General features: G+C 62.2%; 22 protein-coding genes and 2 pseudogenes. 8 read left to right on the forward strand and 16 right to left on the reverse strand.

Annotated elements, in window-relative coordinates; genetic code table 11:
• Positions 1–5: 5 nt before the first annotated feature.
• Genes BLT09_RS25450 through nanR form a run of 3 tightly spaced genes read right to left on the reverse strand, consistent with a single transcriptional unit; the run spans position 6 to position 1842 of the window.
• On the reverse strand, positions 6–782 hold the full coding sequence (locus tag BLT09_RS25450) for an HpcH/HpaI aldolase family protein (protein ID WP_091598182.1): 777 nt from the start codon (positions 780–782) through the stop codon (positions 6–8).
• A 47-nt stretch (positions 783–829) separates the two neighbouring features.
• Positions 830–1135 carry a putative quinol monooxygenase gene (locus BLT09_RS25455; RefSeq protein ID WP_091598185.1) on the reverse strand — a complete coding sequence of 102 codons (306 nt, stop codon included), beginning with the start codon at positions 1133–1135 and terminating at the stop codon, positions 830–832.
• The gene (gene nanR, locus BLT09_RS25460) at positions 1135–1842 is read right to left on the reverse strand and encodes a transcriptional regulator NanR (RefSeq protein ID WP_091598188.1); all 708 of its coding nucleotides are present in this window, start codon (positions 1840–1842) and stop codon (positions 1135–1137) included. The genes BLT09_RS25455 and nanR overlap by 1 nt, the downstream gene beginning before the upstream one ends.
• A 570-nt stretch (positions 1843–2412) precedes the next feature.
• Between nanR and BLT09_RS25465 the strand changes: the two genes are divergently transcribed.
• From BLT09_RS25465 to BLT09_RS25475, 3 genes are read left to right on the forward strand one after another with little or no spacing between them, the layout of a single operon-like run.
• A complete protein-coding gene (locus tag BLT09_RS25465; protein ID WP_091598191.1) occupies positions 2413–3438 on the forward strand; it encodes an ABC transporter substrate-binding protein in 1026 nt (341 codons plus the stop codon).
• Between the two features lie 2 nt (positions 3439–3440).
• A complete protein-coding gene (locus tag BLT09_RS25470) occupies positions 3441–5723 on the forward strand; it encodes an ABC transporter permease (protein ID WP_091598194.1) in 2283 nt (760 codons plus the stop codon).
• The gene (locus tag BLT09_RS25475) at positions 5724–6800 is read left to right on the forward strand and encodes an ABC transporter ATP-binding protein (protein ID WP_091598197.1); all 1077 of its coding nucleotides are present in this window, start codon (positions 5724–5726) and stop codon (positions 6798–6800) included.
• On the opposite strand, the gene BLT09_RS25480 is transcribed toward BLT09_RS25475, so the two are convergent.
• The 5 genes and pseudogenes from BLT09_RS25480 to BLT09_RS25500 form a co-directional block, all read right to left on the reverse strand.
• A complete protein-coding gene (locus BLT09_RS25480; RefSeq protein ID WP_091598200.1) occupies positions 6790–7560 on the reverse strand; it encodes an inositol monophosphatase family protein in 771 nt (256 codons plus the stop codon). The genes BLT09_RS25475 and BLT09_RS25480 overlap by 11 nt on opposite strands.
• A 109-nt stretch (positions 7561–7669) precedes the next feature.
• Entirely contained in the window at positions 7670–8242 is a 573-nt protein-coding gene (locus BLT09_RS25485) for a histidine phosphatase family protein (RefSeq protein ID WP_091598202.1), read from the reverse strand.
• A gap of 116 nt (positions 8243–8358) precedes the next feature.
• Positions 8359–8643: pseudogene (locus BLT09_RS25490) on the reverse strand (aldose epimerase family protein); the annotation flags it as partial.
• Between the two features lie 80 nt (positions 8644–8723).
• The gene (locus BLT09_RS25495; protein ID WP_091598208.1) at positions 8724–11192 is read right to left on the reverse strand and encodes an adenylate/guanylate cyclase domain-containing protein; all 2469 of its coding nucleotides are present in this window, start codon (positions 11190–11192) and stop codon (positions 8724–8726) included.
• An 83-nt stretch (positions 11193–11275) separates the two neighbouring features.
• Complete coding sequence (locus tag BLT09_RS25500) at positions 11276–12376, reverse strand: branched-chain amino acid ABC transporter substrate-binding protein (protein ID WP_091598211.1); 1101 nt, start codon at positions 12374–12376, stop codon at positions 11276–11278.
• 296 nt (positions 12377–12672) lie between these two features.
• On the opposite strand from BLT09_RS25500, the gene BLT09_RS35140 reads away from it, so the two are divergent.
• The 3 genes from BLT09_RS35140 to BLT09_RS25510 are packed head-to-tail and all read left to right on the forward strand — an operon-like array spanning position 12673 to position 14115.
• Positions 12673–12855, forward strand: coding sequence for a glutathione S-transferase family protein (locus BLT09_RS35140; RefSeq protein ID WP_236473780.1), 183 nt, complete (start codon positions 12673–12675; stop codon positions 12853–12855).
• Position 12856: 1 nt separating this feature from the next.
• A complete protein-coding gene (locus BLT09_RS25505; RefSeq protein ID WP_236473779.1) occupies positions 12857–13255 on the forward strand; it encodes a glutathione binding-like protein in 399 nt (132 codons plus the stop codon).
• Positions 13252–14115 (forward strand): alpha/beta fold hydrolase, encoded by an 864-nt coding sequence (locus BLT09_RS25510; RefSeq protein ID WP_091598214.1) that lies wholly within the window; start codon positions 13252–13254, stop codon positions 14113–14115. Before BLT09_RS25505 ends, BLT09_RS25510 begins: the two co-directional genes overlap by 4 nt.
• Before the next feature lie 269 nt (positions 14116–14384).
• Here BLT09_RS25510 and BLT09_RS25515 read toward each other — a convergent pair whose 3' ends face one another.
• The 5 genes and pseudogenes from BLT09_RS25515 to BLT09_RS25535 form a co-directional block, all read right to left on the reverse strand.
• A complete protein-coding gene (locus BLT09_RS25515; protein WP_167366535.1) occupies positions 14385–16115 on the reverse strand; it encodes an adenylate/guanylate cyclase domain-containing protein in 1731 nt (576 codons plus the stop codon).
• Between the two features lie 201 nt (positions 16116–16316).
• Positions 16317–16637, reverse strand: a pseudogene (locus BLT09_RS25520) (IS91 family transposase); the annotation flags it as partial.
• A gap of 82 nt (positions 16638–16719) precedes the next feature.
• Positions 16720–17751 (reverse strand): aldose epimerase family protein, encoded by a 1032-nt coding sequence (locus BLT09_RS25525; RefSeq protein WP_091598220.1) that lies wholly within the window; start codon positions 17749–17751, stop codon positions 16720–16722.
• A gap of 86 nt (positions 17752–17837) precedes the next feature.
• Entirely contained in the window at positions 17838–19295 is a 1458-nt protein-coding gene (locus BLT09_RS25530) for an NAD-dependent succinate-semialdehyde dehydrogenase (RefSeq protein ID WP_091598222.1), read from the reverse strand.
• 314 nt (positions 19296–19609) lie between these two features.
• Complete coding sequence (locus BLT09_RS25535; RefSeq protein WP_091598225.1) at positions 19610–20557, reverse strand: AEC family transporter; 948 nt, start codon at positions 20555–20557, stop codon at positions 19610–19612.
• A 163-nt stretch (positions 20558–20720) separates the two neighbouring features.
• Here BLT09_RS25535 and BLT09_RS25540 point away from each other — a divergent pair, with 163 nt between their 5' ends.
• Positions 20721–21269, forward strand: a complete 549-nt coding sequence (locus BLT09_RS25540; protein WP_023802971.1) for a histidine phosphatase family protein — start codon at positions 20721–20723, stop codon at positions 21267–21269.
• A 230-nt stretch (positions 21270–21499) separates the two neighbouring features.
• Here BLT09_RS25540 and BLT09_RS25545 read toward each other — a convergent pair whose 3' ends face one another.
• The 3 genes from BLT09_RS25545 to BLT09_RS25555 form a co-directional block, all read right to left on the reverse strand.
• Positions 21500–22489 (reverse strand): DUF2332 domain-containing protein, encoded by a 990-nt coding sequence (locus BLT09_RS25545; protein WP_091598228.1) that lies wholly within the window; start codon positions 22487–22489, stop codon positions 21500–21502.
• 95 nt (positions 22490–22584) lie between these two features.
• Positions 22585–22974, reverse strand: coding sequence for a cupin domain-containing protein (locus tag BLT09_RS25550; protein WP_091598312.1), 390 nt, complete (start codon positions 22972–22974; stop codon positions 22585–22587).
• Between the two features lie 111 nt (positions 22975–23085).
• Positions 23086–23352, reverse strand: a complete 267-nt coding sequence (locus tag BLT09_RS25555; RefSeq protein WP_091598231.1) for a ribbon-helix-helix domain-containing protein — start codon at positions 23350–23352, stop codon at positions 23086–23088.
• 200 nt (positions 23353–23552) lie between these two features.
• Here BLT09_RS25555 and BLT09_RS25560 point away from each other — a divergent pair, with 200 nt between their 5' ends.
• Positions 23553–23834: an acyl carrier protein gene (locus tag BLT09_RS25560; protein WP_006335407.1), complete on the forward strand. Its 282-nt coding sequence runs from the start codon at positions 23553–23555 to the stop codon at positions 23832–23834.
• Positions 23835–23887 lie beyond the last annotated feature (53 nt).

Below are 23887 nucleotides of genomic sequence, written 5' to 3' on the forward strand. Positions count from 1 at the left end.
CCGCCTCACTCGCACCCGGCCCGGATCTTCGAGACCGCGTCGGCCATCGCATCATGCAGGACCCAGACGTCACCCGAATAACAGATGAAATCGAAGCCTTTCGCGTAAAAGTCGTGACCCTGCTGGACGGTTGGTACCAGGCGTCCAAGCGATTTGTTGTGCTTCTTGGCGGCGGCAACGATCTTGTCCATCGCCGCGGTGAAGGTGGGATGGGCCAAGTCGCCGGGAACGCCGAGTGAGACCGAAAGATCGAAATGTCCGACCCACAGACAGTCGACCCCGTCCAGTCCCGCGATGCCATCGATGTTGTTGACGCCGTCGGCGGTCTCGATCAGGCAGATGAACACCGAGCGCTGGTTGGCCGTTTCGAATTTATCTGCGACCGAGCCCGGACGGTAGCGGTCATGCGCGATCTGTAGCGCTACGCCGCGAGCGCCAGCAGGATGGTACTTCATCGAATTGATGATGTGCTGCGCCTGTTCGACCGTACTCACCATCGGCGCGATCAGGCCTTCAGCCCCCATGTCCATGGCGCGGGCGAGGAAATGATAGTCCTGCGACGGCACACGCACCATAACCGGCAGGTCGGCCGCCTCGAAATAGCGGATCGCGCTCTTCACCGTTTCCAGGCTGAAGCCCGAATGCTCCATATCGAAGAAGACGAAATCGCAGCCGGCGGATTTCAGAATGTGCCCGATTCCCGGTGTCGCGAATTCGGCGACGAGGGTGCCGAGCTTGACCCGTCGGTGCGCAGCCAACCCCTTGAGACTAGGCTCTGACATGCATTTCCTCCCCTTCGCCCAAAGAGCGCAATCCGGCTATGCTTTCTTCAAGGCGTAGCCTCGAGAACGAGGTCGCAGGTCGTCACCGACTTGGTGTCGACGAGCGGCGCGCTGTGCGTGTTGAATTCATCGAAATGCGCCGTCCGGCAGTGTTCGTCGAAGGCGGCCTCGCTGTCGTAAATCTCGTAGAGCACGACCCGGTCCGGTTCGCCGCGCGCCTCCGTCACATCAAAGCGGCGGCAGCCGACCTCGTTGCGTACCGACGCGGTCGCATTGGCGTCGACGAGCTTTCGGAAGCTGTCTCGGGCGCCCGGCTTGAGGCGGAAATCGACCCAGACGACGAAACTGGTCATCACATGGGCCTCGCGATTTCCAGATAGCGCCTCGACACATATTCCAGATGCCTGCGCATCGCCGCTTCGGACTCGTCCGGATCGCGCGCCGCGATCGCCTCGAAAATCTGGCGATGGGCCTCGTAGGCCTTGCGGTCTTCACCTTCGGCCAAAGTCGTTCGCCGCTGTTCGAGCAGCCATTCGGCCAACGCCGCATGGATAGCTGTGAAGATCCGATTGCGGGTGATCACCGCCAGCACGTAATGGAAGTCCACGTCAGTGCGTTCGAAGCGCGTGAGGTCGCCGATTGACTGCCGGTTCATCTCTAGCGCCGCCTTGAGGCTTTCAATGTCCTCTGGCGTGGCATTCACAGCGGCGTTGCGGGCAAGCCCGACCTCGAAAAACAAACGTGCGCTCTGGAAGTCTTGAACCCCGCCCGGGGCCGAAATCATGTGTCGCGCCGGCCCTGAGAGGGCGTCGATTACGAATTGGGGCGTGGGGCGGGTGACGCGGGCACGCTCGCCGGATCTCACCTCGACAAGGCCCATCTTGCTCAGATGCAGCAGCGCCTCTCGGATCGAGGGGCGCCCGACCCCGAACTGCCGCATGAGTTCCCGTTCCGACGGCAGCCGCTCGGCTTCGGCCAGCTCTCCCTTGCGGATCATCCGCTCGAGGTGTTCTGCGACCTCGTCCGAAAGCTTCCGCTGCTTGATCAGGACACCGATCACTTGGCATACCTTTGATACCAGTTAAGCACGCTATTGCCATAGCGCCCCCATGTCAAACACAACTCAAATCGACAGACGCCCGTCTTCAAGCGCAAAACAAGCGAGCGAGGCTTTGGCTCTTTTTCTACAAGCAACTTGCTCACTAGCTGAGCGATCAGCCAACGCTGTCAGTTCGTGTCAGGATCATTTCGGATCGAACGAGATTGATCGGCAGCGGACGTCGACAATTCCGGTCGGTGGCATCGCAAACCTTGCGGACTAGCCGAAACACCCCTCCACTTCGTCATCCCGGGCGGCGCAAGGAGCGAGGCGACGCGGCGCAGCCCTGGGATCCATCATGCCGTTATCTCAGCCGAAGAATGCAGCAGACCAGAACCGAACGCTACCACCCCGTGAAAAAGCTCGAACCACTCTGGATTGGACGGTCGGTTGCGGGAGAATATATGGACAGCCCTGTTCCAGCCGCCGCCGACTCGATTTGCAAATCGGCGCAAAAGCTCCCAATCTGGTCGCCGCCGCAGCAATGCTTGATACTTGTTAGACGGCGAAACAATGGGAGGAAATTCGCACATGAAAAAGACCTGTGTCCGCCTGGCGGCAACGGCAGTAATGCTCGTCTCTGCTGCCAGTTCGGCTTACGCCGACAGCCTCACCCTCTATTGCGCCGCCGACGAGGCCTGGTGCCAGCAAATCAAGACCAGCTTCGAGGAAAAGACCGGCATCACTGTCGATATGACCCGCAAGAGTTCAGGCGAGACATACGCCCAGGTGCGCGCCGAGGCCGGAAACCCAAAGGGCGACGTCTGGTGGGGCGGCACCGGCGATCCTCATCTCCAGGCCGCAGAGGAAGGACTGACCGAGGAATATATGTCCCCGATGCGCGGCGAACTGCACGACTGGGCGGTCAAGCAGGCGGAAGCCGCCAACAACAAGACGATCGGCGTTTACTCCGGTGCGCTCGGCTTCGGCTACAACAAGGATCTGTTGGCCAAGGGCAACCTGCCGGAGCCGAAATGCTGGGCCGATTTGACCAAGCCGGAATACAAGGGCCACGTCCAGATGGCCAACCCGAACTCATCGGGCACCGCCTATACAATGCTCGCGACGATGGTTCAGCTGATGGGCGAGGACAAGGGTTTTGAGTACCTGAAGGCGCTCCACGCCAACATCAACCAGTACACCAAGTCCGGCTCCGCTCCGATTAAGGCCGCGGGTCTCGGCGAAACGACTATCGGCATCGTTTTCATGCATGATGCGGTGACGCAGACGGCAGCCGGCTTCCCGATCGTCACGGTGGCGCCTTGCGAAGGCACCGGCTATGAGATCGGCTCGATGTCGCTGATCAAGGGCGCCCGCAACCCGGAAGCAGCGAAGCAGTTCTACGACTGGGCGCTGACCGCAGAGATGCAGTCGAAGGCCAAGGACGTGAAGTCGTTCCAGTTGCCGTCGAACAAGAACGCCACGGCGTCCGAACTGTCGCCTGACCTGTCGACCATCAAGCTCATCGACTACGATTTCAAGAAGTATGGATCGAGCGCCGAGCGCAAGCGCCTGCTGCAGAAGTGGGATACGGAGGTCTCGACCCTGCCGCAGTGATCATGCGCGTCCGCACTGCCACGAGCGCGCTTCACCCGACCGTCGTCCTGTGGACGGCAGTCGGCTTGCTCGGCTATGCGCTGCTGCCTTGGTACGGGTTGGACAGCAATCTCTTCACCCTGTCCTGGCTGTTGGACGGCTATCCGCTTGACGATGACGTCGCGCCGGCGCTTTTCCTTGTGCTGCAAGGCGACAAACTCTGGCTCGCACCCCTCGGCCCGCTGCTTCTCGCGCCGCTCATGCTATGGGGGCGGCGCAAGTCCGACCCTTTCTTTGGCTATTTGCTGATCGCCGTCGGCGCGACCGGCGGCGCCTATTTCCTGCTTCAAGGCTTCGGCATTGGCCTGCGTGGCTTCCAGTGGCAATGGCTGAACTCGCTCTTTGGCGAGCTTGACGACCGCCAGTTTGGCATGGGCTGGGGCGCACTGCTGGTAGGCTGCGCGTTCTTGTTCCTGTTCACCCTCGGGCTTGCGGCGCGCGGCGCGGTGGCCGGCGACGAATTCGTCGCCGGCTCGATCGGCTTCGTTGTCGCCGTGGTCGCCATCTTCATCTTCATGCCGATCGGTCAAATGCTGGGGAGCGCGCTGCTCACGCAAGAGGGCGACTATTCGCTTCCCGTCTTTCTCGCGAAACTCTCCAGCGACCGGCTCTGGAGCCTCGGCTGCCTCACCAGTGGCCCGCGCTGCGGCGTCGCCTGGAATTCGCTCCTTCTCGCCGTGCTCGTCGGCGTGACGACCACCGCGCTCGGCCTTGTCTTTGCCTTGGTGGTGACCCGCACCGGCTTTCGCTACGGCGCGCTGTTGCGCGCGCTGACCGTGCTGCCGATCATCACACCACCCTTCGTCATCGGCCTCGCCATCATCCTTCTGTTCGGCCTCTCGGGCGCCATCAATCTGGGTTTCGCCGAGCTGATCGGCGTCCAACCGACGCGATGGGTCTACGGCCTGCCTGGCCTGCTCATCGCCCAGGTGCTGGCGTTCACGCCGATCGCTTTTCTGGTGATGATCGGTGTGGTCGAGGGTGTCAGCCCATCCATGGAGGAGGCCGCGCAGACCCTGCGCGCCAATCGCTGGCAGACCTTCATCACCGTCTCCCTGCCGTTGATGCGGCCGGGTCTGGCCAATGCCTTTCTGCTCGGCTTTATCGAGAGCATGGCTGATTTCGGCAATCCGCTGGTGCTCGGCGGCAATTTCGACGTGCTGTCCACCGAGATCTTTTTCGCCATCGTCGGCGCGCAATACGACCAGGCGCAGGCGGCGATCCTCGCGCTCGTGCTCCTGTTCTTCACGCTCGGGGCGTTCTACGCCCAGCGATTCTGGCTTGGGAAGAAGTCCTACACGACCGTCTCCGGCAAAGGCGACGCCGGCGTCCACCCGCATCTGCCGGCAATTTTGCGCAACGTCCTGTTCGCGGTGGCCGCGCTCTGGACGCTTTTTACCTTGCTGATTTACGCGACGATCTTCTACGGCAGCTTTGTCAAGCTGTGGGGTGTCGATTTCTCCCTGACTTTTGAACACTACGCGACGGCGTTCTCCATCGGCTGGAACGAGTTCGGCATCCACTGGCGCGGCTCGGCCTGGAGTTCGTTCTGGACGACCATGGAAATAGCCGTCATCTCCGCGCCGTTGACCGCGGCCATTGGACTCTTGACCGCCTATCTGCTGGTCCGCCAGGACTTTGCCGGCAAGGATACCTTCGAATTCGCTACGATGCTGTCCTTCGCCATTCCCGGCACTGTGATCGGCGTGTCCTATGTGATTGCGTTCAATGTGCCGCCGATCGAGCTCACCGGCACCGGCATTATCCTGGTGCTCTCCTTCATCTTCCGCAACATGCCGGTCGGGGTCCGCGCCGGTGTCGCATCGATGTCGCAGATCGACCGCAGCCTTGACGAGTCCTCCCTCACGCTGGGAGCCAACTCCTGGCAGACGTTCCGCAAGGTGGTGCTGCCGCTGCTGCGGCCGGCCATCCTTGCCGCGCTGGTCTATTCCTTCGTTCGCGCCATGACCGCCATCAGCGCCATTATCTTTCTAGTCAGCGCACAGTACGACATGTCGACCAGCTACATCGTCGGCCGCGTCGAGAATAACGAATATGGCATCGCCATCGCTTATTCCGCCGTCCTGATCGGCGTCATGCTGGCGGTGATCGGCCTGATGCAGCTTGCGGTTGGCAGCCGCATGATCGGCCGGCGCGGTCTCGACGGCGATCTGGCGCAGTCGCGCACCAATGTCAGCCAGGCGGTCGTGGCGCGTCCACAGCCGGCGATCTCGGGAGGCGGATGAATGGCCGAAATTCGCGGCAATGCCGCCTCAGTAGAATTCAGGAATGTCACCAAGATCTACGGCAAGAGCAAGGCGCCCGCCGTCAACGACATCTCGCTGTTCATCGAGGCCGGGAAGCTGGTCACCCTGCTTGGACCGTCGGGCTGCGGCAAGACGACCACCTTGCGCATGATAGCCGGACTGGAAATGGTAACGAGCGGCCAGATCCTGATCGGGGGCGCCGACGTCACCCGGCTGCCGGCCACTGATCGTGATGTCTCCATGGTGTTTCAATCCTACGCGCTTTTCCCGCACATGACCGTGACCCAGAACGTCGAATACGGCCTGGGCTTTTCCGGATTCGACAGGAAGGAGACGGCCGAGAGGGCCAGAGCCGGGCTTGAACTGGTCGGCCTCTCCAATTTCGGCGACCGCCTGCCGAGCCAGCTTTCGGGCGGACAGCAACAGCGTGTCGCGGTGGCGCGGGCGTTGGTTCTGGAGCCGCAGGTGCTGCTCTTCGACGAGCCTTTGTCGAACCTGGATGCCAAGCTCCGCCGGCGCGTGCGCGAGGAAATCCGCGAGATCCAGCAGAAACTCGGCCTGACCGTCGTCTACGTCACCCACGACCAGGAGGAAGCGCTCGCCGTCTCCGATCGCATCATCGTCATGAACAATGCGGTGATTGCCCAAGACGGCACGCCACGCGACCTCTACGAGCAGCCCGCGAATGCTTTCGTGGCCGACTTCATCGGCGAAGCCAACATGTTTCAATGCGAGGTCGTGTCGGTCGAGGGCGACAGCGCCACTGTGCATCTGGGACCTGCCGTGCTGAAGCTGCCGGCTCGCGGCCGCAAACCGGGGCCGGCCAAGCTGGCGGCGCGACCGAGCCGCCTCGAGATTGGCGAGCCGAATGCGCCAGGCGCCTTGCCTGGCACGCTTGAAAAAGTGACCTATGTCGGCAGCCACCTCGAGTTCGTAATTGCCACGCAATTCGGCGAAGTCTTCGTGGTCTCGCCGGATGTCGATACCGCGTTTCGAGCGGGGCAGCCGGTGAGCATCGGCTTTCCCGAACGCGGACCCGTGCTGATCACAGACTGAACGCCTCTTTGCAGAGCGCGTGGACCTTGTCGAACACGCCCTTGCCGCCCGCGATGACCAGTGTTCCTTCCTCGAGAACCGTTTTCGGGTCGGGCGTGACGACCGACCCGCCGGCCTCTTCGACCAGAAGCATGCCGGCGAGGCAGTCCCAAGCATTCATATGCTCCTCGACATAGGCGAGCAGCCTGCCCGAGGCGACGTAGGCAAGCATAAGCGCACCGGATGCATTGCGGAAAAACACGCCGCCCTCCTGAAGCAGGAGATCGATCAGCTTGGCGACGGTGCGCGCTTCACGACGATTGGAGAAGCCGGTTCCGACCGAGCCTTGCGTCAGGCTCTTCGTCGGGCTTGTCTTGATGGGCCGGCCGTTGAGGAAAGCGCCACCGCCGCGGCGTCCATAAAATGTCTCGCCGGTAGAGGGTTCATGGATAACGCCCACGACCGCCACACCCTCCTTGACGCAGGCGATGACGACGGTCCAGGCCGGGATGCCGCGCAGAAAGTTGGCAGTGCCGTCGATTGGATCTATCACCCATGTGTAACCCGATCCGCCGGCGAGTGCGGCGTGTTCCTCTCCGATAACACCGTCTTCAGGATATTGCGCCGCAAGCTCCCGGCGGATGAACGTCTCGACATTCCGGTCGGCCTCGGAGACCAGGTCCTGATGACCCTTGCTCTCGATTGTGAGTGTCTCCAGTTGTCGGAAATATTGCAGGCCGAGTTCGCCGCCGCGCCGCGCCAGCGCAGTCGCAAACAGCATCCGATCGTTATTGTCACCATTCACGCAGTCAATTCCGTCATTGTTTCTACTTCCATTCGTTCCCCGGCTCTTTGTACTCAAGGCCCAATTCTGCAGGGAAAAGTTGAGGTTAACGCTCGGCGATAGGCTGCCATTCGTGGATGATCTTGCAACCTGGCAAGCAGAAAGCGAAGAAATGACCTTGGAATGGTTGATCCCGACTGCGCGAAACCGGCGCATTCAGCAGCTTGCAAAGCAGCAGCGTGCCAACGCCGCCATGCGAGACGAAAGCAATGTCGCCGTCGTGATGGGTCGCAAGAATGCGAAACACGGCCCGCGCGACGCGATCCTGGGCATCGAGCGCGCGCTCCCATCCGCAAACGCTCTCATGTGGATTGGCGAAGAAGGCGTCAGCAACTCGTTCGAAATCGACGGGTGGAAGGAAACCGGTCGCGGAGCGGTCGTTCTCGCCAAGGTGCTCATCCACTTGGACGGGCAAACCAAATCCCGCCGCCAGCAGGCCAGCCGCTTCAATAGCCTTGGCCTCGGAACTCGACCAGATGGACGTCAGGCCGGACAGCACCGCACAGCCCGCGAAAGCCCTCATCCGGGTGACGCCGCGGTCCGAAAGCCGCCAAGCTGGAACTGGCGTGGCGGGATCAACGGAAACTTCCGGATGAGTGATAAAGAAGGCCGTCGGCATGCCGTTGCGCTCCGATAAAATCCTTCCGACGCCTAACAGAGCTGATCAAGCGCAGGAAGTATCAACACACACCAACCACATCATTGCACGGGCACTTTTCACAGCCTCAATGGATATCAGAAACAGGAACGTCTGTATCGCGCTGCCATGAGCGGACCTCCGGCCATCAAAACCGCTACATTGTCTCCAAACTCGTCGCAGTTCATTCCGCGCACCGGTCTGCGATTGGCGTAGCGCCCGATCAAGGCGCCGAAATAGGGGGGCAAGGATTCGTAGTCGGCGAGTTCCTTGAAGCCGAGCACGACGTTGTCGAGCTTGCCCCAGCGGTCGGGCACATTGATCGCCGTGATTATACCCGCCATAGCGATGAACTTGATGGACGCGCCTCTGTCGTTGATGAGCGTGTAGAGATCGACGGCTTTGCCGTCCTGCGTGTTTCAGAATGGGGACTTGTCCACAGAGCCGATGCCGACGATCCCTCCTACCCGGGCTTGTGACAAAGTCGATCGAGCACGTCTCGAAGCGCAGTTGCGGCTTGGTCACGCTCGTCAGCAGACATCAGCTCGGGCTCAGCTTCCAGTCTGAGATGCGGCAGTTCGGTTCGAACGGCGCGACGGGCAGCGACAAGATTGGCCTTCACATCGATGACGCGATACGTGGCGACCGGATAGGCGATCCCTTTGACGTGGATGCGCCCCAGTTCGTCGCAGTCAATCGTGTCCTTCACTTGCGCAAACGTCTCATAAGAAATGAGCACGGTCCCTGGCTGCGCCTCCTGCTCAAGACGTGAGGCGAGATTCACGGCGCCGCCGATTATCGTGTAGTCCATCCGGTCCTCGCTGCCGAAGTTGCCGACAGTGCAGTAGTCGGTGTGGATGCCGATGCGGCAGCGCAGTGGTGTTTCAATTCCAATGTCGCGCCAGGCTTCGGCAAGTTCGCTCATCCGCTTCTGCATGGCGAGAGCCATCTGCACGCCGGCGAGCGCGTCCTCTTTGACGCCGCGAGTTTCCGGATCGCCGAAAAACATCAGAATCGCGTCGCCGACATACTTGTCGATCGTCGCGCCATGATCCGAAGCAATTTTCGACATTTCCGTCAGATAGTGATTGAGGAGCTGGGTGAGGTCCTCCGACTCCATCTTGTCGGTGGTCTCGGTAAAGCCGGCGATATCCGTGAAGCATATCGTCAGCTTCTTCCGCTGGCTGGCGATCCTGACGTCCTGGCGGCCGGTGAATATCGAGTTGTACACCTGGGGCGCCAGGTACTTCGCCAGCTTGCTGGAAAGCGCCTCGAGGGCCGCGGATTTCTCGGCTAGGTTCTCCTCCCGTTGCTTCAGCTCGGTGATGTCCGAGTAGACCGCGACCGTGCCGCCGCCGGTGATCCGTCGCTCGCTTATCAGGACCCACCGCCCGTCGCCTCGCCGCTGCACCCACGGTTCGCCAGGGTTGCGGTGCCGGGAGAGCCGCTCGGCGACCCACTCCTCGAACCGCCCCTCGGCATCCTTGATGTAGCCGCGCTCAGCGGATCGGCGAATGATGTGCTCGAATGTCGTGCCGGGCGTCAGTTCGATCGCAAGGTCGCTGTAGAGCAGTTCGCGGTAGCGACTATTGCTAAGGATGAGCCGGTCCTCGCCGTCGTAGAGAGCGAATCCCTCAGAGATGCTCTCGATGGCATCGATGAGCCGCTGGCGCGCTTCGGCGACCTCGCGCAGGTTCTTTTCCTCGATCTCGACTGCAGTGTCCCGGAAGAGCCTGAGCGCCTCGGCCATGCGGCCGATTTCGTCGTGGCCCGCGACAGGCAATGGCGCACGAAGATTGCCGCCGGCGATTGCGAGCATGCTTTGGCTCACCCCTCCCAGGCGGGCGAGGAGGCTGCGGTCGACATAGAGCCAAACAACCAGAATGGAACTCAAGAGGCTGAGAAAGGCGGAGCCAAGGACAACTCCGGTCCCGTAGCGCTGGACGACCGCGGCTTCGAGACCGGATGCGGTGATCTCGCGGTCTGCCGCAGCGACCAGGCGATCGACGGCAGCGGTAAGACTGCGCGACAGCTGATTGTTTTGGGCCAGAAGCTCTTCGCCCTGCGCCAGGACGGCGAACTCGTCCTGCCGCGCCTTCGGGATGCTGTTTCCGCCGTCGATCAGTGCCTTGAACTCGTTGACCCGCTGCTGGAAACGGGTTCGCAGCCTATCGTCGATCTGGTTGGAAATCGTGTCCAGAACGGCGAGTGACCGGCGCAGCGGAAACAGGATCAACGCCAGATCGCCTGGCGTCGGCGCGTCCGCCGTGTTGACCAGCGCGTCATTGACCGCCGAGATCTCCTGCTGCGCCTTCTGCTGCGGGATGTAGGCCGCTATCGACTGGACCAGGTCGGCCGTCGCCTCCGCGCCTCGATCGGATGCGAGCGGCGTGTCGGCCGTGACCGCCCGCCATTGCTGGAGTTTGGAATTCATCACGAGCATGCCGGGCGCCACAAGGCGCTGGCTTGCATTTGTCGTAGCCGACAGGCGACGTAACAGTTCCTCTTTGCGCGCCACCACGGTGAGGCGGGCGGCGACAAGGTCGTCGAGGGCGTTGAGATTGCGCCGCAGACCAAGCACCGCAGCCTCGATCTCAGCCACTACCGCCGTGCTAGGCTTGGCGCCTTTGAGAGCGGCAAGCAGTTCCTCGAGGCGCGTCATCTCTGCCGCGATCGCAGTCGAGATCTCGTAATGCTGAGCCTTGCTGGTCGAAGCAAGTGCGGCGGGCGCAGTGGCGGCGACCCGCTCGGCCTGGCGCGACAGCTGGAGGGACGCGAGCGCCGACGGCACACGCTCCTTGGTGATGCGGTCGACGACCTCCCCCACCTCGAGGAAGGCATAAAGAGCGGCTGTTGTCGCGAGCACCGCGAAGGTGCTGATACCGAAAAAAGCGAGCAACAGACGGCCGCGTATGCCGAGACGCTTAAGCATCGCGGCGACGCATTGATTCAGCTGGCGCGGCCGATAGGGTCTGCACAGATTGGCTCAAGGCGATTCGCCGGATCGGTGGTCCATTACTCCAACGGCACGTATTCGCCACCCTTCCAGACATACCATACCCAACTCTGAACAGTGAGGTCGCCCTTATTATCAAAGTCCATACGGCCCAACACAGTGTCAAATTGATTGCCGCGCAGTGATGCAATCACGGCTTGGAGTTCTAGTGAGCCTGCCTTCTCGACCGCCTGCGCCCAGGTCTGGGCGGCGCCGTAACTGTGCAGCGTCCAGGAATCGGGTTCGAAGTTCTCGGCTCGGAATCGTTCGACGACTTTGGCCGCTTCGGCATTTCGACGCGGGTCGGGGACAAAGGTGAAGAGCGTGCCCTCGGCGGCAGGGCCGGCAATCAGCCCAAATGCCTCGGTCGCTGTATCGTCACCCGAGATCAGCTGAACCGAGTAGCCCCGGTCGCGCGCCGCACGGACCATAAGCGCAGCCTCGGTATGATACCCGCCCAGATAGAGCACGGCGATATCCGCAGCCTGCAGCGCCGCGATCTCGGCCGAGTAATCGTCGTTCCCGGGAGCGTAGGCTTCGAAAATCGCTTCGGTCGTGCCGCGCTTGTTCAGCTGCTTCCTGGTTTCATCGGCGAGACCTTTTCCGTAGGTCGTGTTGTCGTGAAGGATCGCGATCTTCTTGTCGCTCCAATGATCGGCCAAGTAGTTGCCGGCCTCGAAGCCCTGCGCATCGTCGCGACTGCAGACGCGGAAAACGTTGGCGCGGCCTTGTTCGGTCAACATCGGATTGGTCGAGGACGGCGAAATCTGCAGAATTCCCGCCGCCTCGTACACCTCCGATGCCGGAATCGAGGCTCCAGAGCAGTAGTGCCCGACGACGAAGACTACACCGTCAGCCACCAGCTTTTGGGCAGCAGCCACCGCTTGCTTGGGATCGCAGAAGTCGTCGACCGTGATGAGCCGCACCGGCTCGCCGAGGACGCCGCCCGCCGTATTGATGTCGGCCACAGCCACCTCTGCGCCGCGCTTCAATTGCGTGCCAGTCCATTCGAGCTTTCCGGTCATCGGGCCTGCGACCCCGATCAGCACCTCCGCCCGCGCAGGACAGCTAAGCGCGGCGGCCGCGAGCGCGACAATAGCTACGGTGGTGATACGGTGCATGGATGCACCCCAAAGGCCGTAGCTTACGCCAATCCCGTCAGCGCCGACAGTCCTTTTCCGCGAGCGTCGCATGCGCCCCGACAACCAGAGTCGAGGAAGATACTCGCGTCCCGTCCTGTGCCTCTGCATGTGCGAGCAATCAGCGAGCAGCTGAGGGGATCGTGGAACCGCGTTCGCCGCCGCTCGTTTCTTGGTCAAACCGAGGTGGGAGTATCCAATTGTCGGCACGTTGTTGAGCAGATGACCCAGGATTCAACTGGTTGTGAAACCAAGCAGCAGCAGAAGGAGTCGGATCGATGAAGCTTTATTCTGCACCCGGGTTCACCAGCCTGGCCGACCATATCGCGATGCTGGAGGCTGGAATTCAGTTCGACGTGGTCAAGGTCGATATCGAGACCAAGCAGACCGAATGGGGTGGCCGCTATATCGATATCAATCCGAAGGGCTATGTGCCCGCTCTCGTGTTCGACGAACGGTGAGGTGCTGACCGAGAATGTCGCGATCCTGGCTTGGGTCGCGGATCGCGCGCCGGAGCTCGCGCCACAGGGTCATCTGGGCCGCTATCGCCTGCTTGAGATGCTGAGCTTCATCGCGACCGAGATTCACAAGCGCTTTCCCACCTACCTAATGCTTCCTGAAGACGTCAGGGAGCCGATCGCCCAGGAAATACTGCGATGGTTCCGCTTCGCCGCAGGCCGGCTGGAGCGGGGGTATTTGTTCGGAAAGACTTTCACCGTCGCGGATCCCTATCTCCTCCAGCTGGCGCGCGGCGCGGCGGAGCTCGGATTTCAACTGCCCGAGCCGCTTCACGATTACATCGCGCGCATCGAAGAGCGGCCTGCCGTACAAGCGGCTCTGCGCCGCGAAGGACTGGCATGAACGAGCTGGTGATCCGTGCCGATGGGGTCGAGCTCGCAACGCAGAGCTTCGGCAATCCGGCCCAGCCGCCGATACTTCTCATCATGGGCGGGATGGCCTCGATGCTCTGGTGGCCGGAGGAATTCTGCCGTCGACTCGCCGCACGGGGCCGCTTCGTCATCCGCTACGACCAGCGAGACTCCGGTCTCTCGACCAAATATCCGCCCGGTCGGCCGGGCTATGGCTTTGACGATGCGGTCGAAGACGCCCTTCGCGTGCTCGACGGCTACAGGATCACGGCGGCGCACGTCGCGGGCTTCTCCCAAGGCGGAATGGTCGGCCTGGGTACGGCGCTCAAACATCCAGAGCGGGTGCTTTCACTGACGGCGATCAGCACCTCGCCGGTTGGGGTGGACCGGTCCAGCCTCCCCGAGAGCGACAAGGCGTGGTTGGAACATATGGCTGTGGACGTGTACTGGTCGGACCGGGCGGAAGCGGTTGCTTACTGTCTCGAGGACGCGCGCCTAATCGCGGGAACGACACACCCATTCGACAAAGCCGAGACCAGAGCCTTCATCGAGCGGGACTTCGACCGCTCCGGCGGTTATCTCAGCGCCACCAACCACAGCGTCCTCTTCAAGATTGGCAAGGCCTGGCAGGGAAGGCTGCACGAGATCAAGGCACCGCTGCTCGTCATTCACGGCACCGCCGATCCAGTCTTTCCGGTTGAGCACGGCGCAGTACTGGCCGAGGCGGTCGCGGGCGCGCGGCTCTTGAAGCTCAAGGGCGGCGGGCACGAGCTGAACCCCGGCGATTGGGACCGGATCGTCGAGGCGATCGCCGAACACACGGGTCCGAAGCGCGCCGTCGACCGGCGCTGACAAGACTCTGCCATGCGGCGCGAAGCGGACATCCAACGCGAACGCAGGGAAGACGGCAATGGGTCATCATAGTTGGTTGCGCCCAATGATAGCTATCGGGGAAGGAAATCGGCACATAAAGGTCCGGACCGGAGACAATCCTTCGCGTTCGGCAAGCACTCGGATGCGCGCCAGAAGGAGCCTTCAGTGGAAGGCAATCACGCTCAGGATGACGCACGCCTCCAGACTAGGTAGTCGGGCCACGTCGGGGTCAGGGCTACGAGACGGCGTCATACGGGCAGGCCTGCCTTGCGGTAGCCCTCAAGCCAGCGTTCGCGGTCTTCTTGATGAGCGATCATGCGCATCTGCGAAGCAATCATGGTCTTTGGGTCCGGCTTGGGGGCTGGACTTCGATGGAAAGCCGCGACAGCCGCTTTCGACTCCTCGATGCGACCCAGCTGTGCGTACGCTGCAGCTTCGATCAGGTGCATATAGGCCGGCACATCGTGCCTGTGCCTGAGGATCCCAATTACTGTCTCGTATTCTCCCAACATGAAGTGGCAGTCGCACAGCACCTCTGATCTGGCATCATCCGGCGCCAAAGGGTCGATCCTCTGCATTTGGGAGAAGATTTCGATCGCCTCGGATGGTCGACCCAGATGGGCGAGAACAAATCCGCGGCTGAAGAGAGCCGATGCATCATTCGGATTGCTCGCCGTTGCACGCGCGGAGTGAAGATCGGCAAGCTCATGCATGCCGCTCGTGATATAGGCGGAAGCGGCAGCCGCATTGACTTCGGTATCGCCGCCGTCGAGCGCCACTGCGCGCGCCGCATGATGGCACGCGCGTTCGATCGCAATCTCCGGTTCAAGGCCCAACGCATAGATGCCATAGGCAAAGGCGGTGGCGATCTGCGCGTGCGCGGCCGCATAGTTCGGATCGGCCTCGATCGCTTTCTCCAGATGAACCAAGGCACTTTGCAGACCATCAGTGGAGTGAAACAGAGCCCAGCGTCCCCGCAGCAAATGGTCGAAGGCTGTGAGGTTCGCCGGCGGCCTCCGGCGCGCGTGCTCGACTGCGATTCGACCAAGATGCCCCGGTATTGTACCGACGATTGCTTGCACGACCTCGTCCTGGACCTCGAAAATGGAGTCGAGCGTGCGGTCATAGCGTTCCGCCCACACGTGCGCCCCAGTCGTTGCGTCGATTAGCTGGGCCGTTATGCGTACCCAGTTCCCGGCCCTGCGCACGCTGCCTTCGACGATCCAGCGCACGCCGAGTTCGCGCCCGACGTCCTGGATCCTCGGCGACCGCCCTTTGTAGTAAAATGAGGAATTGCGCGCGATAACCAAGAGGCTCTTGAAGCGCGAGAGTTCCGTGATGATGTCTTCGGTCATGCCGTCCGCGAAGTACTCCTGCTCGGGATCACTGCTCATGTTCACAAACGGCAAGACGGCGATGGCAGGCTTCTCGGCTGTGACTCTGGGCGTCACGACCGCAACAGCCGGTGTTCCGGCGACCCGATAGATCCGAACCGGCTCGGCGATGTTCTTCAGGTTCTGCGTACCGAGATCGTCGAAGCCTACTTGGACTTTGTTCCTGATGTGGTCATGCGCGGTCCCGGAGACCAGGATGGAACCCGGTTCGGCGATGCTTTCGAGCCTCGCGGCGATGTTGACGCCGTCGCCATAGAGATCACTGCCTTCGACAATGACGTCACCCAGATTGACGCCGATGCGCAGCACGATCCGCCGCTCCTCAGGCTGATCGCTGTTTGCGGCGGCCATGCCCTCCTGGAGCTCGACCGCGCATTGCACGGCGTTAACAGCGCTGGCGAACTCCACCAGCACGCCATCGCCGGCGACCTTGAAGATGCGTCCGCGATGCTTGGCAACCAGGGGCCTCAGCACCTCCTTGCGGCGGATCTTGAGGGCAGCCAGCGTGCCGGCTTCGTCGACCTCCATCAGGCGGCTAAAACCGACTACATCCACTGCCAGAATCGCGGCCAAACGGCGTTCCATGCTTATCCCTGGAAAGGCTGACCAGACGGGCACCATATCACCTAACCGTCGTGCTGTGTGCACCGATGCGGTGGGCTCTCATTCTGTTTCGATCGCCACGTCCGCCTCAGGTCACGGCCTGCCGTCGGGCGGCCGCGAAGGGACGTAGAGAAGCGTCATATCTTCTCTTGGGACTGGTTGTCATGGATGGCGACCCGGCACCCCGGGGCGGCAGCCGATCCAGCGGGTGCTATCCGGCGACAGTCCCCCGCCAGGCACGATAATGTGAACATGCGGGTGATGCGTCAGCGCCGATCCCCAGGTGTGCAGCACGTTGGTCATGCCGATGCGTGCGCCGAGGCGCTTGGGATCGGCCGCGATCGTGGTCAGCGTCTCGGCCGATGCCCGAAACAGCAGGTCATAGACAGCCTTCTTGTTCCAATATGCGATCTGCGCGATCTCGGCAGGCAGGGTGAAAACCACGTGGAAATACTCCACGGGCAGCAGATCCGCGGCCTGCGCGGCCATCCAGTCCCGCGCCGCAAAGGACGTTCTTTGAACATTGCGCACGGTCCTGTCCGGACCGAAGGTAAGCACAGCAAAAGCCGGTACCGGTATCCGTGCGTCAGGCGCCAGGCAGTCGGAACCGGTATTCCGTCACATGATGGTAGATCTGGCCCGGCCATAGCGTGGCCTGCGGGAAATACGGCCGGTTCGGCGCATCCGGCCAGACCTGCGGCTCCAGGCAGAAGCCCGAATAGGCCTTGTAATGAACTCCTCCGAGCCCCGGCGAAGCTGGCGCCAGATACTGGCCGGTATAGAGCTGGACGCCCGGTTCCGTGGTCCACAGCTCCATCTCGACGCCGGAATTCGCGCCTTGCGCCCATGACGCCAGCTTGAGCGGCCCGCGCGTCGAGGCAAGGCAGAAATTCTGGTCGTAGGGGAGTTGCTTGCCCTCGCCCTCCATGCGCAGCGGCCGCGCCTGACGGAAATCGAACGGCGTGCCGTCGACCGGCTTCACGACGCCGGTCGGGATCAGGTCGCCATCGACCGGAAGATAGGCGCCGGCGTTCAGCATCAGCCGATGATCGAGGACATCGCCGGCGCCGCCGTCATCCAGGTTGAAATAGGAATGCTGGGTGAGATTGCACAGCGTCGGCTCCTCGCAGGTGGCGGTCAGCTCGACGCTGAGCGTGCCTGGGATCTTCAACCTGTAGGTGCAGGTCACGTCGAGCGCGCCGGGAAAGCCCATCGTGCCGTCGGGATCATGCAGCGTCAGGGTGACAAAATCCCTGCCATGCAGCGAAACCTCCCATGGCCGGTGCGAAAAACCTTGCGAGCCGCCATGCAGCGTGTGCTTGTCGAGGAAGTTGCGCTCGGTCTGGTAGCGCTGGCCGGCGATGGTGAAGCGGCCATCGCGGATACGGTTGGCATAGCGTCCGACGACGGCGCCGAAGAAGGCCGTATCCGTTTCATAGGGCTCAAAACTGTCATAGCCGAGCACCAGCGGCGCATCGTGGCCGGCCAGCCGCAGATCCTGGATGATGGCGCCAAGCCCGATGATGTTGGCGGTGAGGCCGCCGCCGCGGATGCTGAAGCGGCGGATGGCCTCGCCCGCTGGCGTCGTACCGAAAACCTCGCCGTCCTTCATCGCCATGCCCGAAACGCCAGTTGGTTGATCGATCCCCGCCCGGCCCCTCGGGCCGGTTTGGGTCCATTGGCAGTCAATTGACCCCTGCCCGATCAGAGGCCGAGGCCGCCGATGCAGACATATTTGGTGTCGAGATAATCCTCGATGCCCTGATGTCCGCCCTCCTTGCCGAGGCCCGATTCCTTGACGCCGCCGAACGGCGCCTCAGGCGTGGTGATGAGGCCTTCATTGACGCCGACCATGCCGTATTTCAGCCCTTCCATGACCCGGAAGGCGCGGCCGAGATCGCCGGAGTAGAAATAGCAGGCGAGGCCGAATTCGGTGTCGTTGGCGAGCGCGATCGCCTCCTCTTCGGTTTCGAACTTGAACACGGGCGCTACCGGGCCAAAGATCTCTTCCTTCATAAAACGCATCTTCGGCGTGGCGTCGGAAATCACCGTCGGCTGGAAGAACGAACCGCCGAGCGCATGGCGCTTGCCGCCGGCGACGATCTTGCCGCCCTTGGCGGTGGCGTCGGCGATCAGTTCCTCGACCTTCTCGACCGCCTTCTCGTCGATCAGCGGCCCCTGCTGCACGCCGTCATCGAGGCCGGAACCGACCTTCAGCCCGTCGCTGGCGGCGGCGAGCTTTTCGACGAACTTGTCGTAGACACCAGCCTGGACCAGGAAGCGGTTGGTGCAGACGCAGGTCTGGCCGGAATTGCGGTATTTGGCGGTGATCGCGCCGGCGACGGCGCGCTCGATATCGGCGTCGTCGAAGACCAGGAACGGCGCGTTGCCACCAAGTTCCATCGACACCTTCTTGACGGTGACGGACGACTTCTGGATCAGTATCTTGCCGACCTCGGTCGAGCCGGTGAAGGTGATCTTCTTGACCAGAGGGTTGGCGCAGATCTCGTCGCCGATCTCGCCGGCAGCGCCGGTCAGGATGTTGATGACGCCTTTGGGGAAGCCGACCTCCTCGGCGAGCGCCCCCCAGGCGAGGCCGGAATAAGGCGTCTGCGACGCCGGTTTGACCACCGCCGTGCAGCCGGCGGCAAGTGCTGGACCGAGCTTGCGGGCCAGCATCGAGGACGGGAAATTCCACGGCGTGATGGCGGCGATGACGCCGACCGGCTCCTTGGTCACCAGGATGCGGCGGTCCGCCCAGGGCGACGGCACGACATCGCCATAGGTGCGGCGGCCTTCTTCGGCGAACCACAATATGTAGGAGGCTGCCGAACCGATCTCGCCCTTCGATTCGAACAGCGACTTGCCCTGCTCGATGGTCAGCAGCTCGGCCAGCACATCCTGGTTGTCCATCATGGCGTCATGCAGCTTGCGCAACAGCTTCGAGCGCTCGAGCGCGGTGGTCTTGCGCCATGTCTGGAAGGCGGCGTCGGCAGCTTCGATGGCGCGGCGCGTCTCGACCTTGCCCGACTTCGGCACGGTGCCGATCTTGAGGCGGGTGGCCGGATTGTTGACGTCGACCGTCTGGCCGCTGTCGGCCTGCACCCACTCGCCGTTGATGAGATTGGCCTGGCGCATGAAATGGCTGGTTTTCTGAAGCATGGTCTAGCCTCCGTTCGGCGCACTGACGGGCCGCTATCTGGATTTCCTGGACGGGCGTGCGCACTGGCATCGATGCCGGCACGCCTGGAGCCACTGCTCTTTACCTAGGGCAAGCCCCGCAATCAATCGCAAGATGGCATATAGGGTTTGGGCCAGCACATGGCGAGGCCGTTGCGCTCCCGTTGTTGCTTGAGGGTGTGAGGAAACGACCGGACCGGCGGCTCCCGAGAACCGGAACGGAACGTAACGTTTGGGTATATGAGTACCGGAAGCACCAGGAAACCGCCCTTCGCAGGCATCAATATCGATCATACCTATCCAAACACGTGGACCACCACCGTCAGCCAAAACGCCGTGGTGACGACCGCGCAGGCGGTGGCGATGGTCATCTGGTTCGATGCCAGCGCCTGGCCGGTGTTGAACTGCGTCGCAATCAGGTAGGAATTCACCCCGGATGGCAGCGCGGCCGCCACGACCGCGACTTTCGCCGACAGCGGCGGCAGGCCAAGCAGCCAGACCAGGCAGAGCGCGACGGCCGGCATCAGCATCAGCTTCAGCGCCGACAGCGCCAGCGCCGGCCGCACATTGCCGGAGATGCCGAAACGGCACAGGCCCAGCCCCATGGCAAACAACGCGACCGGTCCGGCGATGTTGGCCAGCGCGTCGACCAGCCGGACCACCAGCGCCGGCAATGGCAGGCCGGTGATACGCCACACCCATCCGGCCAGGATGCCGATGATCAGCGGATTGGAGAGCAACTTTCGAAAGAAGCGCCGGATGATGCGCAGCGGATGCACATGCTCGTCACCGCGGCCAAAGATCTCAAACAGGATGATCGATGCCATGATCATCGTCGGCAGATGCACGGAAATCAGCAGCGACAGCACTTCGAATCCACTTGGCCCGAATGTGCCGAGGAAGAACGGGATGCCGAGCAGGACGAGGTTGGAAAAAGCCGACGACACGCCGCCGACGACCCCGGCACGCGAGTCGCGCCCGAACACCCGGGTGATGACCAGGTGGCCTGCGGCCCACGTCACTGCGGCAGCCGTAAAATAGGCTCCCCAGAACAACCAGGGCGCAGTGCCATGGAAATCGGCGTTGACCATGGTGCGGAACAGAAGCAGCGGCATCGCCACCCCGACGGCGAATTCGGCGATGGCCCCACCCGCCTCGGCCTTCAGATAGCCGGTGAGCCCGGCCAGATAGCCGAGCGCGACAAGGCCGAAGACAAAAAGGACGGTTTCGATGAGTGGGGACATTTTTCCCCTGATAGGCGAGCCGGGATTTGAGCGCAACCGCCCCGCCTTGCAAAGCGGTCCGTTCTCGCAAACAGCCGGGATAGGTGATGCCTTGTTTTTCAGCCGTCTTTGCCGTCCCTATATGTGGTCACCGGAACCTCCGGTGACCGGAAAAGGACGCCTGATGCTTCGATCTGTGCTGGCTCTATTGCTGCTCGTCATTCCCGCCGCGGCCCACGCGACCGAAGCCGGCTGGGCGCTGTTGCGCGACGGCGGACATGTCGTGCTGCTTCGCCATGCCATGGTCACCGGCACTACCGATCCGGCGAATTTCGACATCGAGAAATGCGCCACCCAGGTCAATCTCTCGGTGCGCGGCAAGCAGCAGGCACGCAAGATCGGCGCGCTTTTCGATGCCCGCGCGGCGCCGGTCGAGCGCGTGCTGTCCAGCCGCTATTGCCGCGCCCTCGACACGGCCCGCACCGCTTTCAGAGAAGAGCCCGAACCCTTCGCTCCGCTTGACCTGCTGAAAACCGACGCGAGCGAGAAAGCCGCCCAGCTCGAGGCGATCATGAACGAGATCAGCGCCTATTCCGGCTCCGACAATGTTGTCATGGTCACCCATCTGGAGAACATCATGGCGCTCACCGGCATCTCGCCGCGCGAAGGCGAAGCCGTGATCGTCGAGCCGCAAGGCGACGGCCTGCGCGTGCTCGGCCGCGTCACTTTTTGATCAGCGCTGGAGCCGGTTTAGTTTAAGCGTTCGCCAGTGGTGAAATCTAACGCTTGGTCCCTAAACGGAATACCGGTTCCGACCCCTAGCGGAAGCTCGTTCGTTCGGCCTCGGCCGAATTTACGCAGATGACCCAATGCGGACGTTTGCGACACCCATCAGAGATGTCGGCTTAGCGCCGATAGCTGACCTTGGGCGAGCGGTTTGAAGACGTTGTCATTGCCAGCCGCCTACGCCTCGTCCGCGATCCATTCGAGCGAGGCGCCATGCGGGTCGGTCCAAGCGACAGGGGAGCCGTTCACAGATAGGAGGAAGCGGCCTGGCGGCCAGCTTTTTCCGGCGCGTGTGGCGATGGACGGGAACACGCGAGGGAACTCGTTCGATACCCAATACGGAGAAAGACGCATCACCTGTTCTGCGAAGGCCTCTCTTTCTGCCGGATCGGAGACATAGTCGAGGACGGCTGTGTGAAAGACAACGAGGGTAGCGTCCTTTGGCGCTTCGCTGCAGAGCCGCACGAGGTCGCTCCCGCGCAGGTCGCCCTTCACCACCCGAGGCTTGACTGTGGCAGCGATCATTAGGGCCGCCCGCAGATTGGCAAGCCGCGCCGTCTGCTCCGGCCAGACCAGCGTCTCAAGCCATGCGACGTGCGAGGGGTTTGAAACATCGATCGGGCTCAGGTCCAATCCCGCTCGCCAGACGACATGCGGCGGGGCCGTCGGCAATGGCGTTGTCTCGCTGGCTGAGCATCGGAAGACAGGCGGTTCCGAGGCCGTGACGGGTGTGCGGAGCACCGTGCGCCCGTAGTCGTAGCTGTAGAGGTCGGGCATAAGGCAGAGCCCTGCGGAAGTCCCGACCTCCAGGAGGGCCAGCGGCTGCGGCAGGCGCGCCAGGACGGGCAGCAGTGTGGCGCACCTTCCCGGCTCGTTGGTTTGCGTCGAGCGCTCGAGCATGAGCGAGCGGACAAGCTCGGGGTGCGCCAGAAGCGCCTGGCGAAACTCGGTCCACCCTGTCGGTGTGCCGAACAGGTGGCGCACTACGGCGAGCAGAAGATTCGGTTGCCGCTTCACGTCCGGGAGGGTCGACAGGAAGCCGAGTGTCTCGCGGTCCCCTGCGACAGCACGAGCCAACTCCTCATAGAGCGGTGAGCGACTGCGAGCTTCCGTGTCGGCGAAGCGAAGATACCGGGTTGAGATCTCTGCCAAGCCCTCCTCGCCCATGTCCGCTGATCTCCGATCCCGACGTCTCGTCGCAATACACGATCCACGGATCAGATTGGAGCCAGGCGCGGGTCCCGTCGTCAAGATGGCGCGTGTTACGCTTTTGCGGTAGCCCAATTCCTCGTCACTTCCGGCTGCCCCTCGAAAGAGGCCTCGAAGGTTGGCGCGGCCAGTATGGCCTGCATGTGCAATGTCGCGCTTCCGGCATTGCGAAAGCCATGCCAGCGGCCGGCCGGCACGATGACTGATTGTCCCGTCGATACTGTTTCTCGTTCATCATCCAACCACAGCTCGGCTTGGCCTTCCAGCACGGTCAAGACTTCCTCGACGGGATGGGTGTGAGTACGTGTGCCACTTCCTGGTGCGACCCACTGTTCGAATATGCAGAGCGTGGCTGCCTCGGTGACCGCAGAAACGCGCATTCTGGTCGACACGCCGGGACGCCACTCTTCTGTCGGCTGAAGGTTATGATCGATAATCTGCATGATCCCCTCTGTTGGCAGAGTAGCACGCCGCGTCAGCCGGGTCCCCCCAGTCGGCGTGAACAGCGGAAAAACGCGGTCGACCGGCCCCGACAGCACGATGCTGTGCTGCGCTCAAGATGGTTCGTGATCCCCCTCCCCGCTCGTTTCCGCCAAACGGTGGCTGTCTGCCGCACTGAGCTCCAACCCGTAGATGCGCTTCAATTGGCCGATTGTTTCCAGGGTCGCCGCGGAAAACGGCGTCTGGCCTTCGAAGGCATGCCGCACGATGCCCTCGATGAGGTCACCCAGGCTCATGTCGCGATACTCGGCCAGGGCCTTGAGCTCCGTCACCAATCGTTTTTCGAGGCGCACTCCGGTCTGCACGCGTTCTATGGTCATAGATTTCTGTACCACGGGTACACCAGAGATGGGGTGGTTGCGGCATATCGCCGGGAGGGTCGCCAACGGCTCTTCTTGCGTTTACGGAGTGGGTAACCCATCTGCGCCCGGCGTTCAGGCCTTTTCCTGCCCGGAAAAACCGATTAGACAGCGCGCAACAACATGCGGACAGAGTCCGCCCGCCACCGAAGGAAAAGCCCTTGTCCACCACGTTCGACAAAGTCGCCAAGATCATCGCCGACACCAGTGAGATCGATATCGACACGATCACCCCCGAGAGCCACACCATCGACGATCTCGGCATCGACAGCCTCGACTTCCTCGACATCGTCTTTGCCATCGACAAGGAATTCGGCATCAAGGTGCCGCTTGAAAAGTGGACGCAGGAGGTCAATGACGGCAAGGCCTCGACCGACGATTACTTCGTCATGAAGAACCTGTGCGCCAAGATCGACGCGCTGGTCGCGGCCAAGAACGCCTGAAAATGGCTTGTTTTCCAGCCTGACCCACAACAGCCGCCCCATGAACCCTCGCC

Source organism: Mesorhizobium muleiense (assembly GCF_900099905.1).
In the GTDB taxonomy this organism is placed as follows: Bacteria; Pseudomonadota; Alphaproteobacteria; order Rhizobiales; family Rhizobiaceae; genus Mesorhizobium; species Mesorhizobium muleiense.

Excerpts from the sequence above, each read along its gene's own strand:
- BLT09_RS25470 (WP_091598194.1), top strand. The coding sequence starts at position 3,441 with ATGCGCGTCCGCACTGCCACGAGCGCGCTTCACCCGACCGTCGTCCTG.
- BLT09_RS35140 (WP_236473780.1), top strand. The coding sequence starts at position 12,673 with ATGAAGCTTTATTCTGCACCCGGGTTCACCAGCCTGGCCGACCATATC.
- BLT09_RS25555 (WP_091598231.1), bottom strand. The coding sequence starts at position 23,352 with ATGACCATAGAACGCGTGCAGACCGGAGTGCGCCTCGAAAAACGATTG.
- BLT09_RS25455 (WP_091598185.1), bottom strand. The coding sequence starts at position 1,135 with ATGACCAGTTTCGTCGTCTGGGTCGATTTCCGCCTCAAGCCGGGCGCC.
- BLT09_RS25545 (WP_091598228.1), bottom strand. The coding sequence starts at position 22,489 with ATGGGCGAGGAGGGCTTGGCAGAGATCTCAACCCGGTATCTTCGCTTC.
- BLT09_RS25515 (WP_167366535.1), bottom strand. The coding sequence starts at position 16,115 with ATGGAACGCCGTTTGGCCGCGATTCTGGCAGTGGATGTAGTCGGTTTT.
- BLT09_RS25525 (WP_091598220.1), bottom strand. The coding sequence starts at position 17,751 with ATGGCGATGAAGGACGGCGAGGTTTTCGGTACGACGCCAGCGGGCGAG.
- BLT09_RS25510 (WP_091598214.1), top strand. The coding sequence starts at position 13,252 with ATGAACGAGCTGGTGATCCGTGCCGATGGGGTCGAGCTCGCAACGCAG.
- BLT09_RS25485 (WP_091598202.1), bottom strand. The coding sequence starts at position 8,242 with ATGCCGACGGCCTTCTTTATCACTCATCCGGAAGTTTCCGTTGATCCC.
- BLT09_RS25480 (WP_091598200.1), bottom strand. The coding sequence starts at position 7,560 with ATGCTGTTTGCGACTGCGCTGGCGCGGCGCGGCGGCGAACTCGGCCTG.
- BLT09_RS25465 (WP_091598191.1), top strand. The coding sequence starts at position 2,413 with ATGAAAAAGACCTGTGTCCGCCTGGCGGCAACGGCAGTAATGCTCGTC.
- BLT09_RS25475 (WP_091598197.1), top strand. The coding sequence starts at position 5,724 with ATGGCCGAAATTCGCGGCAATGCCGCCTCAGTAGAATTCAGGAATGTC.
- BLT09_RS25500 (WP_091598211.1), bottom strand. The coding sequence starts at position 12,376 with ATGCACCGTATCACCACCGTAGCTATTGTCGCGCTCGCGGCCGCCGCG.
- BLT09_RS25530 (WP_091598222.1), bottom strand. The coding sequence starts at position 19,295 with ATGCTTCAGAAAACCAGCCATTTCATGCGCCAGGCCAATCTCATCAAC.
- BLT09_RS25535 (WP_091598225.1), bottom strand. The coding sequence starts at position 20,557 with ATGTCCCCACTCATCGAAACCGTCCTTTTTGTCTTCGGCCTTGTCGCG.
- BLT09_RS25450 (WP_091598182.1), bottom strand. The coding sequence starts at position 782 with ATGTCAGAGCCTAGTCTCAAGGGGTTGGCTGCGCACCGACGGGTCAAG.
- BLT09_RS25495 (WP_091598208.1), bottom strand. The coding sequence starts at position 11,192 with ATGCTTAAGCGTCTCGGCATACGCGGCCGTCTGTTGCTCGCTTTTTTC.
- BLT09_RS25550 (WP_091598312.1), bottom strand. The coding sequence starts at position 22,974 with ATGCAGATTATCGATCATAACCTTCAGCCGACAGAAGAGTGGCGTCCC.
- BLT09_RS25540 (WP_023802971.1), top strand. The coding sequence starts at position 20,721 with ATGCTTCGATCTGTGCTGGCTCTATTGCTGCTCGTCATTCCCGCCGCG.